Source organism: Chitinophagaceae bacterium, assembly GCA_030053935.1.
Taxonomy (GTDB): Bacteria; Bacteroidota; Bacteroidia; order Cytophagales; family JASGCU01; genus JASGCU01.
The window spans coordinates 1-18,496 of record JASGCU010000046.1; the positions used below are offsets into that span (position 1 = coordinate 1).

The following is an 18,496-nucleotide window of genomic DNA, read 5'->3' on the forward strand; positions in this document are numbered from 1 at the left end:
AAGGTGCTGCATGGCTGTCGTCAGCTCGTGCCGTGAGGTGTTGGGTTAAGTCCCGTAACGAGCGCAACCCCTATTATTAGTTGCCAGCACTAACGGTGGGAACTCTAATAAGACTGCCTGCGTTAAGCAGAGAGGAAGGAGGGGACGACGTCAAGTCATCATGGCCCTTACGCCCAGGGCTACACACGTGCTACAATGGCGTATACAACGGGTTGCAAACTGGTGACAGTAAGCCAATCCCTAAAAGTACGTCTCAGTTCGGATTGAAGGCTGCAACTCGCCTTCATGAAGCTGGAATCGCTAGTAATCGCGTATCAGCAATGACGCGGTGAATACGTTCCCGGACCTTGTACACACCGCCCGTCAAGCTATGGAATCTAAGAGGACCTAAAGATAATAACCGAAAGGAGTTATTTAGGGTTAAATTAGTAACTGGAGCTAAGTCGTAACAAGGTAGCCGTACCGGAAGGTGCGGCTGGAATATCTCTTTTCTAGATAAATAAAAAACAATCTTTTACAAAGCGCTAACTGTCTTTCACTTAAACTTTAAAATATTTAAACGCAATACAGGGCTTATAGCTCAGGTGGTTAGAGCGTTACACTGATAATGTAAAGGTCCATGGTTCGAGTCCACGTAAGCCCACGGACAAAACGGGGGTATAGCTCAGTTTGGCTAGAGCATCTGCCTTGCAAGCAGAGGGTCAACAGTTCGAGTCTGTTTACCTCCACTTTATCTGTGTAATGATATATATAGTAATTTAATAATCCAAATGTTATAACATAATTTATAACAAACGTTCTTTGAAATTATATTGAAAGATTAAAAACACTCAAGATAAATAGTGTAAAAAAAGTATATTAAGAGCATACGGGGAATGCCTAGGCTCTCAAAAGCGATGAAGGACGTGATATACTGCGAAAAATTGCGAGTACTAGTATGTATAGGAAGATCCGCAAGTATCCGAATGGGAAAACCTGTTATTTTGAAGAAATAACATTCTAATTTTATTAGAAAGCTAACCTCGTGAACTGAAACATCTAAGTAACGAGAGGAAAAGAAAACAAGAGTGATTTCCTAAGTAGTGGCGAGCGAAAAGGAAACAGCCCAAACCAAAAATGTTACGGCATTTTTGGGGTTGTAGGACCATAACATAAAACTTTATTCAAAATAAGAAGTATATGGAAATATACACCAAAGAAGGTGAAAGTCCTGTATTAGTAATGAATAAAATTTTTATTGGTATCCTGAGTAAGGCGGGACCGGTGAAATCCTGTCTGAATCTACCGGCACCATCCGGTAAGGCTAAATAATAATGAGAGACCGATAGTGAACTAGTACTGTGAAGGAAAGGTGAAAAGAACCATGAGAAATGGAGTGAAATAGAACCTGAAACCGTATGCTTACAAGCGGATGGAGATACTTAGTGTATTGACATCGTGCCTTTTGCATAATGAGCCTACGAGTTACTCTTCATTGGCAAGGTTAATAACTATAAAGTTAGGAGCCGAAGCGAAAGCGAGTCTTAACAGGGCGATTTAGTCAGTGGAGGTAGACGCGAAACCTTGTGATCTACCCTTGTCTAGGATGAAGTGTTGGTAACACAACATGGAGGTCCGAACTAGTAAACGTTGAAAAGTTTTTGGATAAGGTGAGGGTAGGGGTGAAAGGCTAATCAAACTGGGAAATAGCTCGTACTCCCCGAAATGTTTTGAGGAACAGCGTTGATGTAAAGTTTTTAGGAGGTAGAGCTACCAATAAGACTAGGGGAAGTCACATTCTACCAAATCTTGATGAACTCCGAATACCTATAAATATAATCAGCAGTGAGGGCTGGGGTGCTAAGGTCACAGTCCGAGAGGGAAAGAACCCAGACCTACAGCTAAGGTCCCTAAATGTAAGTTAAGTTGAACAAAGGTAGTTTAATCGCTTTGACAGCCAGGATGTTGGCTTGGAAGCAGCCATTCATTTAAAGAGTGCGTAACAGCTCACTGGTCAAGCGATAAAGCATCTATAATGAACGGGCATAAAACTTACTACCGAAGCTTAGGAATAATTTAATTATTGGTAGGGGAGCATTCTATAATCCGTAGAAGATAGAAACGTGAGTTCTGTTGGAGGTTATAGAAAAGCAAATGTAGGCATAAGTAACGATAAGGTAGACGAGAAATCTACCCACCGAAAAACTAAGGTTTCCACGGCCATGTTAATCATCCGTGGGTTAGTCGGGAACTAAGGCGTAGCCAGAAGGCGAAGTCGATGAACAATCGGTTAATATTCCGATACTACCTTAAAGTGTGAAGCAAAGACGGAGAAGTGAAAGATACGCTTTCTGACGAATGTGAAAGTTAAAGGATGTAGGTATACAACGAATAGGTAAGTCCGTTCGTAGTGCCGAATCTGATAGTACTGGTTCATTTATGAACTAGATAGTTATCCTAATCATGCTCCCAAGAAAATTTGCTAAACATTAAACTTTAAGGTACCCGTACCGTAAACCGACACAGGTAGTTAAGGAGAGAATCCTAAGGTGCTCGAGTGATCCATGGCTAAGGAACTCGGCAAAATAGCCCTGTAACTTCGGAAGAAAGGGTCCCTATTTTTAATAGGGCACAGTAAAGTGGTCCAGGCGACTGTTTATCAAAAACACATGGCTTTGCGAAATCGAAAGATAATGTATAAGGCCTGACACCTGCCCGGTGCTGGAAGGTTAAAAGGAGATGTTAGTCGTAAGGCGAAGCATTAAATTGAAGCCCCAGTAAACGGCGGCCGTAACTATAACGGTCCTAAGGTAGCGAAATTCCTTGTCGGGTAAGTTCCGACCTGCACGAATGGTGTAACGATCTGGACGCTGTCTCAGCCATGAGCTCGGTGAAATTGTAGTAGCGGTGAAGATGCCGCTTACCCGTCACGGGACGGAAAGACCCCATGAACCTTTACTATAACTTTGCATTGGTAATGGGAAAAAAATGTGTAGGATAAGTGGGAGACTTTGAAATCTTGTCGTCAGGCAAGGTGGAGTCAACGTTGAAATACCACTCTTGTTTTTCTTGTTATCTAACCTAAATGAGGGACATTGCATGGCGGGTAGTTTGACTGGGGTGGTCGCCTCCTAAAAAGTAACGGAGGCTCCCAAAGGTCCGCTCAGTACGCTTGGTAACCGTACGAAGAGTGTAATAGCATAAGCGGGCTTAACTGTAAGACTCACAAGTCGAGCAGAGACGAAAGTCGGGTATAGTGATCCGGTGGTTCCACATGGAAGGGCCATCGCTCAAAGGATAAAAGGTACTCTGGGGATAACAGGCTGATCTCCCCCAAGAGCTCATATCGACGGGGAGGTTTGGCACCTCGATGTCGGCTCGTCACATCCTGGGGCTGGAGAAGGTCCCAAGGGTTCGGCTGTTCGCCGATTAAAGTGGCACGCGAGCTGGGTTCAGAACGTCGTGAGACAGTTCGGTCCCTATCTGTGATGGGCGTTAGAAGTTTGAGAGGATCTGACCTTAGTACGAGAGGACCGGGTTGGACGCACCTCTGGTATACCTGTTGTGGTGTCAACTGCAGTGCAGGGTAGCTATGTGCGGTAGAGATAAGCGCTGAAAGCATCTAAGCACGAAACTCTCCTCAAGATGAGACTTCTTTTAAGGGACGTTGAAGACTACAACGTTGATAGGCTGCAGGTGTAAAGCTAGTAATGGCAAAGCTGAGCAGTACTAATAACCCAAACGCTTTTTTAAGTCGCTTTCTTGAGTGTTTTTATCTTTCAGTATTTTTTTATATAGACAAAATTATTGCAAAAAAAATAGTGATATACCTTGTTATATCCTATTAATTGCCAAAAAAATAAAGGTGGCTATAGCAGTGGTGTTCACCTCTTCCCATTCCGAACAGAGAAGTTAAGCCCACTAGCGTCGATGGTACTGCTTTAAAATGTGGGAGAGTAGATCGTCGCCTTTTTTTTTTTTTTACTTATATTTCTTTAAAATAACTTATAGACTGTTTGGAATGTATTGTTTAAAATAAGTTTTCAAACATGCTTTGAAAAAAGATTAAATATTTTTTATAAAGATTTTATATTTATTTTATTGTATATACATCCAATCAAAAAACTCACGTAAAATAATGCATTCTCTTGGCTAATAAGCATCTACGAACTCTTATCTACAATAGACTCAAAGATTAAATATCATCTATAGCATATTGACCCTTTGCATATTCTATTTCTTTATGCTAATATCCCAAAACCGAGAGTTTCTTTTATGTATTATATTCATCGGTATAAGTATTGAATCGATTTAAAAAAATGTGTAATAAGGTTCTATAGCTTCTTGTTTCACGATTATTAAAACTTGTTATTATAATTATTTTTCATTGACATATCTAATAGTTTAGGATTCTTTTCAGCAAGAAACCTTCTTCTTGGTTTTCTTTTTTATAACTATTTATCTACTATCTTTCATTATGATAAAAAATGAACGAAACAGAAACAATGAAAGAATATAACCTAAAGAATATAACCTTATACAGATTCCAAAGGAATGAAATTTTTATAGAACACAAGATTAACCAACCATAACTTAATGCTGAAAAGATGATATGGTTTTAATATAATAAACACAACCCCGACGGGGTTTGTAAACTTTCTTTATTCTAGTTTCTATAATTTTACTACTTTTTTGTAGCATAGATAAATAGATATCTCTTTTTAAAACTCCCAATAATTGATTTATAAAGGTAAAAATAATAGATAAATAGATACAAATTATTTTATTTTTGTATAATGTAATTAATAATAACGAATCAAAAAACCAATTTTTATTTATTAATTCTTTTTATAATGTTTATCCCATGTAATAGCCTCAGAAAAATAATAACGATCCCACTTCAAAAATCACTTTTGATATATTTATAATTTTGCAACTTTTTTATTATCAATAGTTTTAAAACTCAATATTTTGTAAAAAGAACTTTTAGAAGTGGATTCAATAATATATTGTGTTTTTTCGAATTTTAAAAATAAACATTTATCATATATACGAATAAAACATATACTGTTTCTTTTATAAAAATAATTGTAACCTCTTATGAATATAGAAAATCTAAAATACCCAATAGGAAAGTTTGAAATAGAGCACAATACCTCTTATCAGATAAATTTAGAAAATACTCAAAAAATCATTCTTTTTCCCGATATATTATCTGACTGTGTAAAGGATATGAATGATGAACAATTGGATACTCCTTATAGAGATGGTGGATGGACAGTGAGGCAACTTGTTCATCATATTGCTGATAGCCACACCAACTGCTATATACGATTTAAATTAGCTCTCACAGAAGATTCTCCCATTATTAGACCTTATAAACAAAATGCTTGGGCTGAATTGCCGGACTATACAGAAGAAATACAAACAAACATTCTTTTTATCAAAATATTACATAAAAAATGGGGAGCGTTGCTCTCAAAAATAAGCATAACTGATTGGAATAAAACGTTTATTCATCCCGAAACCCACAAAGTATTTACTCTTGACACCACACTTGCTCTGTATGTGTGGCATGGAAACCACCATTTAGCCCATATTGTTGGGCTAAAACAAAGAATGGGCTGGTAAATATATATTCTATACTACAATCTTACAATAATACCATTGAAAAATATATCTATTTTGGGTTCTACGGGGTCTATAGGCATACAAACTTTAGAAGTAGTGCGAAATAACCCTCATCTTTTTAATGTGCAGGTGTTAACTGCTTATAGTAATGCTACACTTCTTATCCAGCAAAGTAGGGAATTTAAGCCAAAAAAAGTCGTAATTGTAAATAAACATGCATTCCAAACAGTATTTGATGTACTAAAAAATTTGGATATAGAAGTTTTATGCGGAGAAACTTCATTGGCAGAGGTAGCACAATACCAAGAGGTAGATTTAGTAGTAATAGGATTGGTGGGTTTTTCGGGACTTGCTCCTACTATTAATGCAATAAAGGCAAAAAAAAACATAGCCCTTGCTAATAAAGAAACTCTTGTGGTGGCGGGAGAACTCATTACGCAACTTGCCTCTATAAATAATATAAATATCTATCCTATAGATTCTGAACATTCTGCTCTGTTTCAATGCCTGATGGGTGAAAGTCATAATGCTATAGAAAAAGTTATCCTTACAGCAAGTGGGGGACCTTTTAGAGGAAAAAAAAGAGAATATTTGGCAAATGTTACACGAGAAATGGCTTTAAAACACCCTAACTGGGTAATGGGAGCAAAAATCACCATAGATTCCGCTTCTTTGATGAACAAAGGATTAGAAGTTATTGAAGCAAAATGGCTATTTCAGCTTTCTGCCAAACAAATAGAGGTTATTATTCACCACCAATCTATCATTCATTCTTTAGTTCAGTTTACAGATGGAAGTATAAAAGCACAAATGGGTATCCCTGATATGAAATTACCTATTTTATTTGCTCTCACTTATCCAAATCGCGTACAAACAAACTTTCCAAGATTCCATTTCCAAAATTATCCATCGCTTACCTTTGAAAGTCCCGACTATGAAACCTTTAAAAACCTATCTTTTGCTTTTCAATCCTTAGAAAAAGGGGGTAATTATCCCTGTATACTGAATGCAGCAAATGAAATAGCAGTAGAAGAGTTTTTGAAAGGGACAATAAGATTCTTAGATATTTTTGATGTGGTAGAAGAATCACTCCATCGTGGAAAATATATCTCTCACCCTATATATGAGGAATATGTTTTAACTGATGCTGAAACGAGAACACAAGCAAGAGATTATATAAAAAAAAAGTAACTATTTAGTGCATGCAAAAAAACTTTTACTTTTAAAATTTTAGTCAAATTGTTTGGAATACTTTTTTTATAATAAAAGAAAAAAAATAATTTTTGTTTCGTTTTTTACGTTTTTAATTCGCAACGGTCTCGAATTGCAAGAGATTTCAGTCCGTGATATTACAAAAGAGTATCAAGACAATAAAGAAGAAGGGTTTTTTGGCAATGGGTTTTAATTTCATATCGGGTATATTTTTAAGTGAGATAAAAGGGTTTATGAGCATTTGTTTTATTTCTTGTGCAAAGAAGGATAAAACAAAGAATAACACGACTCCAAAAAGAAAATACATACCGTATAGCAATACTTGAAAGACGGTTTTTATTTTCTTTATTTTTAATTTTATAGCATTTGTTTCTAATGCTAAGACATCTATTCTTTTGTTTGTTTCATCAAATCTTTTATTTATTCTTTCTTCCATTTGTATCATCTGTGCTTGGTTTTGCCTGAGCATTTCTAAGATGAATAGTGTTTGGTCGTTAGGATTATTTTGATGTGGTTCAGTATTTCCTTTCGTATTTACCCCTACGAAGAACATTCCCGTCACTATTATATATTGTATTTTCATTTTTCTGTATTATCTGTATTAATGGATACAATACTAGTTGAAGTATGTACTAATTTAATTGTAATATACATTGTGTTTGGAATTTATGAATTATGAGCGATGAATGTTTAATGTTTAATAGTTAATGAATAATATTTATTTTTTAATGAATACTATACCCCCATCTTTCTTTAACCACCCATGATTCCTCCTTTCAAAAAATGCTTATATGGTTTTGAGAGAAACGATTTTCCTTTACGTCCTTGCGGTTATAAAGAAAATAATGGTTAATTTTTTTAACTAATCACTCATCTGAAACACTCAGTAGTACAATAAAAAAAGGAGATCCACATAAAAATACGATATCCTTTTTTATTTCAAAGAATCGTCTCTTTCTTTCGTTTTTATTTGCTTATTTTTTATGCGAATGAAATGTTTTCGTAAAAAAAATTATTTTGGCAAAACACACTATTATTTATTGACCACATTACAAAAAAACTTTTTATTACAATGAATATTTCTATTGATACCCATTCAGGGTATTGTTTTGGCGTAGATTATGCAATTCAATTAGCAGAAGATGAATTAGAGAGAGTAGGATTGCTCTATTGTTTGGGAGATATTGTTCATAACGATGTAGAAATAGATCGTCTTCATAAAAAAGGACTGAGAATTATATCCCATAATGATTTAGAAAACCTTCAAAATGCAACGGTTTTAATCCGAGCACACGGAGAACCACCCGAAACCTATAAAATTGCCATGGAAAACAATATCAATCTTATAGATGCTTCTTGCCCTGTGGTTCTTAAGCTGCAAAACCGATTAAAAAATTCCTATAATCAAAAAAAATCTCCTGATTCCCAGATAGTTATTTATGGTAAAGAAAATCATGCGGAAATTATTGGTCTCACGGGTCAGATACATAACGATGCAATTATTATCAGTGATAAGAAAGATTTGGAAAGGTTAAATTTTTCGCATCCTATCATCTTATTTAGTCAAACTACCAAGCCGACAGAGAAGTTTTATGAGATAAAAGAGATAATCGAGAGAAAAATCGTTGCCATCAAGGGAAGTATTACAGAGGATGATTTTCAGTTTAATGATAGCATTTGCAGGCAGGTGAGCAATAGAGAACCACAGTTGAAGAAATTTTCTACTGAGAATGATATTATTATTTTTGTCGCGGGAAAAAAGAGTTCCAATGGAAAGGTTCTCTACGATGTATGTCTTTCGCAGAATAAACGGAGTTATTTTATAGAAAAAGAACAAGATATACAGCAAGATTGGTTCCAAAAAGAAGATAATATTGGCATTTGCGGAGCCACCAGCACTCCTACTTGGCTTATGGAAAATGTGAAAGCATATATTTGGAATGCCATATATCCCGACTTATAATTTTTAGAATCTCTGGGTAGAGGATTATAATTGATTTTTATAACTATTCTGATCAAGAACTACTTTTTATCTTTTTATTATGGAAATAAGTACAATCGGTTTAATAAGTATCGGAAAACCATGTTAATAAATAGAGTGTCAATATCTATTTTTTCTCTTTCTTGCTCAAAATTAGCTAAACAGATACAAAAAATAAAAAAAGGAAGAATATATTTTCAGTTTTATGTGTGTTTACTAACAAAAGAGAAGTATTTCTAAAAAAAAATTAAGTTTGCTAAAAATACCTACTTTTTATGTGTTTCAAAGGTACTTTTCGATGAATAGTTTATAGAAACACACTACATATAACACAATAATATAAAAATGAAAATTATTATAGTATCAGTGCTGGTAATACATTGCTTTTGCTTTGGGGCTATGGCACAATATTCAAAAAAAATAACCCCTCAGAAAGAGTTTTTATTGAAGTCCATAGATGCCCATTCAGAGGACTTAATAAGTATAAGTAATAAAATATGGGAGCATGCGGAATTAGCATTAGCAGAGAATAATTCTTCAGAATTACTATCTCGTTATGCGGAATCACAAGGATTTCAGGTAGAAAAAGGAGTAGCAGAGATGCCTACTGCATTCATAGCAAGTTATGGGAGTGGCTACCCTATTATAGGTATATTAGGAGAATTTGATGCTCTTCCAGATCTTTCTCAGCAAGCAATACCTCAAAAAAAACCTTTGCAAGCAGGGAAACCGGGTCATGGATGCGGTCATAATCTTTTTGGAGCAGGAAGTTTAGGTGCTGCAATTGCAATAAAAGAGCTTATACAACAAAATAAAATAAAAGGGACTATTCGTTTTTATGGCACTCCTGCGGAAGAAGCAGTAGGAGGGAAGGTCTATATGGCAAGAGCAGGTCTTTTTAATGATTTAGATATTTGTTTAGATTGGCATCCTGATGCAGAGATAGAAGCAGGTAATCAATCTTCACAAGCAATTATAGAAGTTATAGTAGAATTTACAGGGCAGGCATCTCATGCGGCTTATGATCCATGGAATGGAAAAAGTGCTTTAGATGGTTTAGAATCTTTTATTCATGGAATAAACTTATACAGAGAACATATGAAACCATCAGCTCGGATTCATTATATCATTGAAAAAGGTGGTTCTGCTCCGAATATTGTCCCTGATTATACCAGATTAAATATGTATATCAGAGATGCTACTCGTGAGGGCGTTTTTGCTATTTACGAAAGAATACAACAAATGGCAGAAGGCGCTGGGAAAATAGCTGATGTGACCCATAAACTCAGTATAACAAGCGGTTACCATGAACAACTTACGAATAGAGCAGGTGCAGAAGTATTACAAAATCAGCTTTCGCTTTTAGGAAACATAAGCTATACTACTGAGGAAATATCCTTCGCAAAAAACATTCAAAAGAGTTTAAATATGTCTGAATTAGGAATAGATGGAAGCATAAAACCTATGAAAGAAACACTTCTTTTTCCCGAAGGAGGCAGTAGTGATGTAGCAGATATAAGTTGGATAACCCCTGAAATTTCACTGACAGTTACTACCGCACCTATAGGCACTCCCTGGCATTCTTGGGCAGTGGTTGCTTGTGGTGGAATGTCTATTGGACATAAAGGAATGCTCTACGCAGCAAAAGCACTCGCTTTTACTATGCAAGAACTCTTTGAAAATCAAACACTTCTTAAAAATATCCGAGCAGAATTTATAAAAAAACGCGGGAACTCTGTTTATAAAGCGATTATTCCCGATGGTCCTCCTCCTGTTCCACAAAAATAAACGAGCATTCCTTTTTATAACTTTGTTAATTTGTACATTATTAAACAATAGTAAAAAAATATTAAAAACAAAAAAATATGGATAAAAGGGTATATATTTTTGACACAACCTTACGGGATGGGGAACAAGTTCCCGGCTGTCAATTAAATACAAATGAAAAAATAGAAATAGCCAAAAATTTAGAGATATTGGGAGTAGATGTTATAGAAGCAGGTTTTCCCGCGAGCAGTCCTGGTGATTTCAAATCCGTATTAGAGATATCAAGGAACGTAGTAAATCCGACTATTTGTGCATTAACAAGAGCATTAGTAGTAGATATTGACGTCGCAGCCCAAGCCCTACATTTAGCAAAAAGAAAAAGAATACATACAGGAATAGGTTCATCCGATATCCACATTCAGCATAAATTAAAAAGCACGAGAGAAAAAATATTAGAACAAGCAATAGCTGCGGTAAAATATGCAAGGAGATTTGTAGATGATGTAGAATTTTATGCAGAAGATGCAGGAAGGGCAGATTTAGATTTTTTATCAAAAATGGTAGAATCTGTTATAGAAGCAGGTGCTACAGTAGTAAATATACCGGATACCACAGGATATACACTTCCTTGGGAATATGGAAAAAGAATCAAACATCTTTTTAATAACGTCCCCAATATAGATAAAGCAATTATTTCTGTCCACTGTCACAATGATTTAGGTATGGCAACGGCAAACAGTATCTCCGGATTAGTTAATGGTGCAAGACAAGTAGAAGTGACCATAAACGGAATAGGAGAACGAGCAGGTAATACCGCTTTAGAAGAAATAGTTATGATTCTTAAATGTCATCCGCATTTAGATTTAGAAACGAAAATTGATACCACTCATATATATAAACTCAGTCAGATGGTAAGAAATCTTATGAATATGCCTGTTCAAGCCAATAAAGCTATTGTCGGATCTAACGCCTTTGCACATTCTTCGGGAATTCATCAAGATGGTTTTTTAAAACATAAAGAAAATTATGAGATTATAGACCCAAAAGACGTAGGGGTTCCCGAATCGTCTATTGTTCTTACCGCACGAAGCGGTCGTGCAGCACTTTCTCATAGGTTAGAATCTTTAGGGTTTTCTATTAAAAAAGACCAAATGGAAAAACTCTACATGGATTTTTTAGAACTTGCCGATAAGAAAAAAAGAATAGAAGATGAGGACTTATTAGATATCATAAAAAACCAACAAAAATAGTATTTATGAGAAAAAATAAAACAATATTTGAGAAAATTTGGAATGCTCATTTGGTAGAAAGCATTGAGGATGGTCCGGATATTCTTTATATAGACAGACATTATATTCACGAGGTTACCAGTCCACAAGCATTTGATGGACTAAGAGCAAAAAAAATAAAAGTATTTCGTCCACTGCAAACTGTTGGAACAGCAGACCATAATGTTCCTACTAAAGACCAACATCTCCCCATTCGAGAAGAACTCTCTCGGCATCAGGTACAAAAACTGACAGATAATTGCAAAGAATTTGATATACAATTATATGGTTTAAATCACCCTTATCAAGGTATTGTTCATGTAATAGGTCCAGAATTAGGACTTACTCTCCCAGGTATGACCATTGTATGTGGAGATAGCCATACTTCTACTCATGGAGCATTCGGAACTATTGCATTCGGAATCGGAACAAGCGAAGTGGAGATGGTTTTAGCCACACAGTGCCTTATGCAAAATAAACCCAAAACAATGAAAATACAGATTGATGGAGAACTTGCCAAAAAAGTTACCTCAAAAGATATAATTCTGTATATTATATCTAAAATTACATCAAGTGGCGGAACGGGCTACTTCATAGAATACACAGGATCTGCAATAACTTCATTGAGTATGGAAGCAAGAATGACTATTTGCAATATGAGTATAGAGATGGGGGCAAGAGGGGGTATAATAACCCCTGATGAAACTACCTTTCAGTATATAAAAGAAAGAGAATTTGCACCCAAAGGATTGGATTTTGAAACCTACAAGAAATATTGGAATACACTTGCCACAGATGAAGGAGCAATATACGATAAAGAACTTTATTTTCATGCATCAGATATAGAACCGATGATTACTTACGGAACTAACCCTGGTATGGGCATAAAAATTTCTGAAACAATTCCAATTTCAAACGATGTCCCCGATGTGCCCTCTTTCAAAAAAGCATTAGCATATATGGGACTCAAAGAAGGCACTACCTTAAAAGGAAAACAAGTAAATTATGTTTTTATAGGAAGCTGCACGAACGCAAGAATAGAGGACTTAAGATTAGTTGCTCAATATGTAAAAGGCAAGAAAAAAGCAAACAATGTAAATGCTTGGGTTATACCTGGAAGTAAACAAGTAGAAAAGCAAGCAATATCCGAGGGAATAGATACCATACTGGTAGAAGCGGGTTTTGAATTTAGAGGCCCGGGATGCTCTGCCTGCCTTGGAATGAATGAGGATAAAATTCCAAACGGAGAATACTGCATCAGCACCAGCAATCGTAATTTTGAAGGAAGACAAGGACCTGGTGCACGCACCTTTTTAGCAAGCCCTATTACCGCAGCCGCTAGTGCTATCAATGGCTTTATAACCGACCCACGAGATATTTCAACAGAATAAACACCAAAATTTAACACACGTCATTACTTTTACATGAACATACAGAGTGATAGTTTAGTTTTAGATATTCAAGACGATACACAATCTATTGATATTTATGGAGCCAGAGAACATAATCTAAAAGATATTAATATTAGCATAAAAAAAAATCAACTTATTGTTATGACAGGGGTGAGTGGGAGTGGTAAATCATCCCTTGCTTTTGATACCATTTACGCAGAAGGACAAAGAAGATACATGGAAAGCTTTTCCTCATACGTGCGTGGTTTTATAGGACATATGGAAAGACCCGACGTAGATAAAATAAACGGACTCAGTCCCGTTATATCCATAGAACAAAAAACAATATCTCGAAATCCAAGGTCTACCGTAGGCACGGTAACCGAAATATATGATTTTTTACGACTTTTATATGCTCGTGCAAGCGATGCATGTACTCCTACAGGGAAAAACCTTGTAAAACAAACCGAAGAACAAATTATAACTCAAATCCATAAACAATTTTTGGGAACTCAAATCAAACTTTTTGCACCTGCTGTAAAAGGAAGAAAAGGAACTTACAAAGACCTTTTTCAACAGATGTTCAAATTGGGTTTTTCAACAGCCCAAATAGACGGAGTTATGAAAGACATTTCCCCCCGAATGGAACTCGATAGATATAAAATCCATAACATAGAGATCCTTATAGATACTCTCGATATAACCGAACATGATGTAGAAAATGATAATAGAATAAAAGAATCTATCAAAACAGCATTGAAGTACGGAGAAGGTGTTTTACTCATTCAAGATGATAAAAAAAACTTTACCTACTTCTCAAAAATGCTTATGGATCCCGAAACAGGTATTTCATACGAAGAACCTTCCCCTAATACTTTTTCTTATAATTCTCAAAAAGGATACTGCCCCGAATGTAAAGGTATGGGAATAAAAGAAACATATCCATTAGAAGTAATTATTCCCGATGACAAACTCAGTATAAAAAAAGGAGGTATTGCTCCCCTTGGTATCTACCGAAATGCTACTATTTTTTCCAATATAGAAGAGTTTTTGGAAGTAAACTATAATCTTACCCTTGATGTACCTCTTAAAAAATTTCCACCCGAAACCCTAAAAGAACTTTTACACGGAAATCAGTCTCAATACATGGAATATATAGAAGCCATGACTACCATAACACTATCTACAAAGAAACCCATTACAAAAAGAATGTACTATTTTGAAGGTTTATTTCATTTCTTTGCCTCAAAACAAAAAAATATATTAGAACAATACGTAACCGAAATAGTATGCTCAAAATGTAATGGCACTAAACTAAAACCCGAATCCCTCTATTTTAAAATAGACAAAAAAAATATAGCAGAATTATCTGACATGAATATATATATTTTAAACGAATGGCTTACAGACATAGAAACACGCCTTTCAGAAAAACAAAATATTATATCAAAAGAAATTCTTAAAGAAATAAGAAAACGGATTTCCTTCCTTATAGATATAGGATTAGACTACCTATCCCTGAGTAGACCCATCAAAACACTCTCAGGAGGAGAAGCCCAAAGAATAAGACTAGCAAATCAAATAGGAACACAATTAGTAGATGTTTTATATATATTAGATGAGCCAAGTATCGGATTACACCAACGTGATAATGCAAAACTTATAAAATCTCTCAAAAATTTAAGAGACCTCGGCAATACAGTCATTGTAGTAGAACACGATAAAGAAATTATGATGGATAGCGACTATATAATAGACATAGGACCAGGAGCAGGAGTACATGGTGGAAAAATAGTAGCCCAAGGAACCCCCTCAGAAATAATAAAAATGTCCTCGGTTACCTCAGAATTCCTTGCAGGAAAACTAAAAATAGAAACACCACCTCAAAGAAGAACCGGCAATGAACAATATATTTCTATAGAAGGAGCAAAAGGAAATAACCTCCAATCTGTAAATCTCAACATTCCCCTAGGGAAAATGATATGCATCACAGGAGTATCAGGAAGCGGAAAATCTACCCTCATCCACAATACTCTTTTTCCTATCTTAAAAAACTATCTCTCCGGTACCAAATCATTTACAATGCCATATGCCTCTGTTACGGGTATAGAACATATTGATAAAGTAATCGAAGTAGACCAATCTCCTATTGGCAGAACTCCCCGTTCCAATCCCGCAACTTACACAGGACTCTTTACGCACATAAGAAATCTTTTTACCGAACTCCCCGAATCTAAAATAAGAGGATATAAACCAGGAAGATTCTCTTTTAATCTCAAAGGCGGAAGATGCGAAAACTGCGAAGGCGGCGGAATACAAATTATTGAAATGGAATTCCTTCCCGATGTCCACGTAACCTGTGAAGTATGTAAAGGAAAAAGATACAACAGAGAAACCCTCGAAGCCCGATACAAAGGAAAATCTATATACGACGTATTAGAAATGAAAGTAGAACAAGCAGTGCAGTTTTTTGAGCATCAACCTCTCTTACTCCGATATGTAAAAGTACTCCAAGATGTAGGATTATCATACCTCACTCTTGGGCAAAGCTCTACAACCCTCTCTGGTGGAGAAGCCCAAAGAATAAAACTTGCCTCCGAACTCTACAAAAGAGATACCAGCAAAACACTCTATATACTAGACGAACCCACAACAGGTCTCCACTTCCAAGATATAAAACTCCTATTAAACGTCCTTCATAAACTCGTGGATAAAGGAAATACCGTCCTTATAATAGAACATAATTTAGACGTTATAAAAGTATGCGACCATATTATAGACCTCGGACCAGACAGCGGAAATAAAGGTGGAAGAATAGTAGCAGAAGGAACTCCCGAAGAAATAAGCCAAAACCAAGAAAGTATCACAGGCGCATTTCTCAAAAAAGAATTAGAAAGTAATTATGACCATATACATTATAATCAATAAAAATCTCGAATAAATAGAAATATTATATTTAGGTGAGTGTATGCTATATAATAGTATTTCTATCTACTTCTTTTTTTTCGAGCTGGAAATGATTCCCTCCTTTTTTATCGGTCATTTTATATAAACGTACCTCTTTATATTCTTCCTTACCTGATATTATCTGCTTTATTAATTGCTTGGACATTTCAGTACACTTAAGTCCAAAAACAATCTCTTTCAGCACCAAACCTAAATCTGAGAGAGGTATGGCTTTTCCCTTCTTTTCTGTTTTTGCTTCTTGCAGGCGGTATACAATTCTAAACTCATCTTCATACTCCCAACACTTTTGCTTCGTAAAAAATCCTGACTCAATAGTAGTATGAAGATTGTTCATATTAGGGTGTTCTATTTCGGGGAGATAGTCCACCGCTTGAGCCAAAAATCTCTTTGAACGGAATGGTTTTTTAAACTCATAGACGAGACAAATACCCGTATGGTCTTTCGCATAATGGGACCACATAAGGTTTTCATTTTCTAAAGCACGTTTTGTATCACCCACAAAAGAAGCAATGAGAATGGTATCTAACACAGAAAATAAACTTTTATTTTCCTCATAATATCTTTGTAAAAAATTTCCATCCAGGGGATCATTAAAAGTGGAAGGATGGGCAAACCATATCTGTTTATTATTGAGTATTCCACGAGTATTCTCATTCATCGGCAGAAACTTGCAGACCTTCTGCACTGTAAGTTTTTCAGTATCATACACAAAACAGAGATCCACTGCTTTTGCGTAATCCTCTATTGCTCCTGCATACTCTTGTAATCCAACTTTTGCATTTCCACGATTATAAAAAGCTTTTGCATCTTGGGGATTGATTCTTATTGCTTGGGTATAATCCTCTATTGCTCCTGCATAGTTTTGTAATTTCTTTTTTGCATTTCCTCGATTATTATAAGCTATTGCATATTGGTCATTGATTCTTATTGCTTGGGTATAATCCTCTATTGCCTCTTGATATTTTTGTAATTCCCTTTTTGCAGCTCCCCGATTATTATAAGCTTTTGCATCGTGGGGATTGATTCTTATTGCTTGGGTATAATCCTTCATTGCCTCTGCATATTTTTTTAATTTATATTTTGCATATCCTCGATTAGTAAAAGCGTTTGCATAGTGGGGATTGATTCTTATTGCTTCGGTATAATCCTTTACTGCACCTGCATAATCTTTTAATTTGTATTTTTTAACTCCTTCATCAAAATATTCTTGTGCTGTTTTCATGTGTTTGTATGTGAGTGTATGTTATATAATAGTATTTTTATCTACTTCTTTTTTTTCGAGCTGGAAATGATTCCCTCCTTTTTTATCGGTCATTTTATATAAACGTACCTCTTTATATTCTTCCTTACCTGATATTATCTGCTTTATTAATTGCTTGGACATTTCAGTACACTTAAGTCCAAAAACAATCTCTTTCAGCACCAAACCTAAATCTGAGAGAGGTATGGCTTTTCCCTTCTTTTCTGTTTTTGCTTCTTGCAGGCGGTATACAATTCTAAACTCATCTTCATACTCCCAACACTTTTGCTTCGTAAAAAATCCTGACTCAATAGTAGTATGAAGATTGTTCATATTAGGGTGTTCTATTTCGGGGAGATAGTCCACCGCTTGAGCCAAAAATCTCTTTGAACGGAATGGTTTTTTAAACTCATAGACGAGACAAATACCCGTATGGTCTTTCGCATAATGGGACCACATAAGGTTTTCATTTTCTAAAGCACGTTTTGTATCACCCACAAAAGAAGCAATGAGAATGGTATCTAACACAGAAAATAAACTTTTATTTTCCTCATAATATCTTTGTAAAAAATTTCCATCCAGGGGATCATTAAAAGTGGAAGGATGGGCAAACCATATCTGTTTATTATTGAGTATTCCAAGAGTATTCTCATTCATCGGCAGAAACTTACAAACCTTCTGCACTGTAAGTTTTTCAGTATCATACACAAAACAGAGATCCACTGCTTTTGCGTAATCCTCTATTGCCTCTTGATATTTTTGTAATTTATTGTTTACGTTTCCCCGATTATTATAAGCTTCTGCAAGTGTGGGATTGATTCTTATTGCTTGGGTATAATCCTCTATTGCTCCTGCATACTCTTGTAAGTCATCTTTTGCATTTCCCCGATTATAAAAAGCTATTGCATATTGGTCATTGATTCTTATTGCTTGGGTATAATCCTCTATTGCCTCTTGATATTTTTGTAATTCCCTTTTTGCAGCTCCCCGATTATTATAAGCTTCTGCATATTGGGGATTGATTCTTATTGCTTGGGTATAATCCTCTATTGCTCCTGCA

General features: G+C 35.5%; 10 protein-coding genes, 2 tRNA genes and 3 rRNA genes. 12 read left to right on the forward strand and 3 right to left on the reverse strand.

Annotation, left to right across the window (positions count from 1 at the left end; genetic code table 11):
* The 7 genes from QM536_05995 to QM536_06025 all read left to right on the forward strand — a co-directional run.
* Positions 1–491, forward strand: a 16S ribosomal RNA gene (locus QM536_05995); the annotation flags it as partial.
* A gap of 78 nt (positions 492–569) precedes the next feature.
* Positions 570–643: transfer RNA gene (locus QM536_06000), tRNA-Ile, on the forward strand.
* 10 nt (positions 644–653) lie between these two features.
* Positions 654–728 (forward strand) — tRNA-Ala (locus tag QM536_06005).
* 119 nt (positions 729–847) lie between these two features.
* Positions 848–3,732: ribosomal RNA gene (locus QM536_06010) — 23S ribosomal RNA — on the forward strand.
* A gap of 108 nt (positions 3,733–3,840) precedes the next feature.
* A 5S ribosomal RNA gene (gene rrf, locus QM536_06015) occupies positions 3,841–3,952 on the forward strand.
* 1,127 nt (positions 3,953–5,079) lie between these two features.
* Positions 5,080–5,610: a putative metal-dependent hydrolase gene (locus QM536_06020; GenBank protein ID MDI9356561.1), complete on the forward strand. Its 531-nt coding sequence runs from the start codon at positions 5,080–5,082 to the stop codon at positions 5,608–5,610.
* A gap of 36 nt (positions 5,611–5,646) precedes the next feature.
* Positions 5,647–6,801, forward strand: coding sequence for a 1-deoxy-D-xylulose-5-phosphate reductoisomerase (locus QM536_06025; protein MDI9356562.1), 1,155 nt, complete (start codon positions 5,647–5,649; stop codon positions 6,799–6,801).
* 145 nt (positions 6,802–6,946) lie between these two features.
* On the opposite strand, the gene QM536_06030 is transcribed toward QM536_06025, so the two are convergent.
* Positions 6,947–7,405 carry a hypothetical protein gene (locus QM536_06030; GenBank protein ID MDI9356563.1) on the reverse strand — a complete coding sequence of 153 codons (459 nt, stop codon included), beginning with the start codon at positions 7,403–7,405 and terminating at the stop codon, positions 6,947–6,949.
* Between the two features lie 489 nt (positions 7,406–7,894).
* On the opposite strand from QM536_06030, the gene QM536_06035 reads away from it, so the two are divergent.
* The 5 genes from QM536_06035 to uvrA all read left to right on the forward strand — a co-directional run bounded on the left by QM536_06035 (position 7,895) and on the right by uvrA (position 16,157).
* Positions 7,895–8,785: a 4-hydroxy-3-methylbut-2-enyl diphosphate reductase gene (locus QM536_06035; protein ID MDI9356564.1), complete on the forward strand. Its 891-nt coding sequence runs from the start codon at positions 7,895–7,897 to the stop codon at positions 8,783–8,785.
* Between the two features lie 363 nt (positions 8,786–9,148).
* Positions 9,149–10,591 (forward strand): amidohydrolase, encoded by a 1,443-nt coding sequence (locus QM536_06040; GenBank protein MDI9356565.1) that lies wholly within the window; start codon positions 9,149–9,151, stop codon positions 10,589–10,591.
* Between the two features lie 77 nt (positions 10,592–10,668).
* A complete protein-coding gene (locus QM536_06045) occupies positions 10,669–11,820 on the forward strand; it encodes a 2-isopropylmalate synthase (GenBank protein MDI9356566.1) in 1,152 nt (383 codons plus the stop codon).
* A gap of 5 nt (positions 11,821–11,825) precedes the next feature.
* Positions 11,826–13,229 carry a 3-isopropylmalate dehydratase large subunit gene (gene leuC, locus QM536_06050; GenBank protein ID MDI9356567.1) on the forward strand — a complete coding sequence of 468 codons (1,404 nt, stop codon included), beginning with the start codon at positions 11,826–11,828 and terminating at the stop codon, positions 13,227–13,229.
* Between the two features lie 33 nt (positions 13,230–13,262).
* A complete protein-coding gene (uvrA, locus tag QM536_06055; protein MDI9356568.1) occupies positions 13,263–16,157 on the forward strand; it encodes an excinuclease ABC subunit UvrA in 2,895 nt (964 codons plus the stop codon).
* Between the two features lie 43 nt (positions 16,158–16,200).
* Here uvrA and QM536_06060 read toward each other — a convergent pair whose 3' ends face one another.
* Together QM536_06060 and QM536_06065 are read right to left on the reverse strand one after the other, a co-directional pair.
* On the reverse strand, positions 16,201–17,418 hold the full coding sequence (locus QM536_06060; GenBank protein MDI9356569.1) for a tetratricopeptide repeat protein: 1,218 nt from the start codon (positions 17,416–17,418) through the stop codon (positions 16,201–16,203).
* Positions 17,419–17,439: 21 nt separating this feature from the next.
* Positions 17,440–18,496: tetratricopeptide repeat protein (locus QM536_06065; GenBank protein MDI9356570.1), on the reverse strand; the 1,057-nt coding region annotated here is incomplete at its 5' end.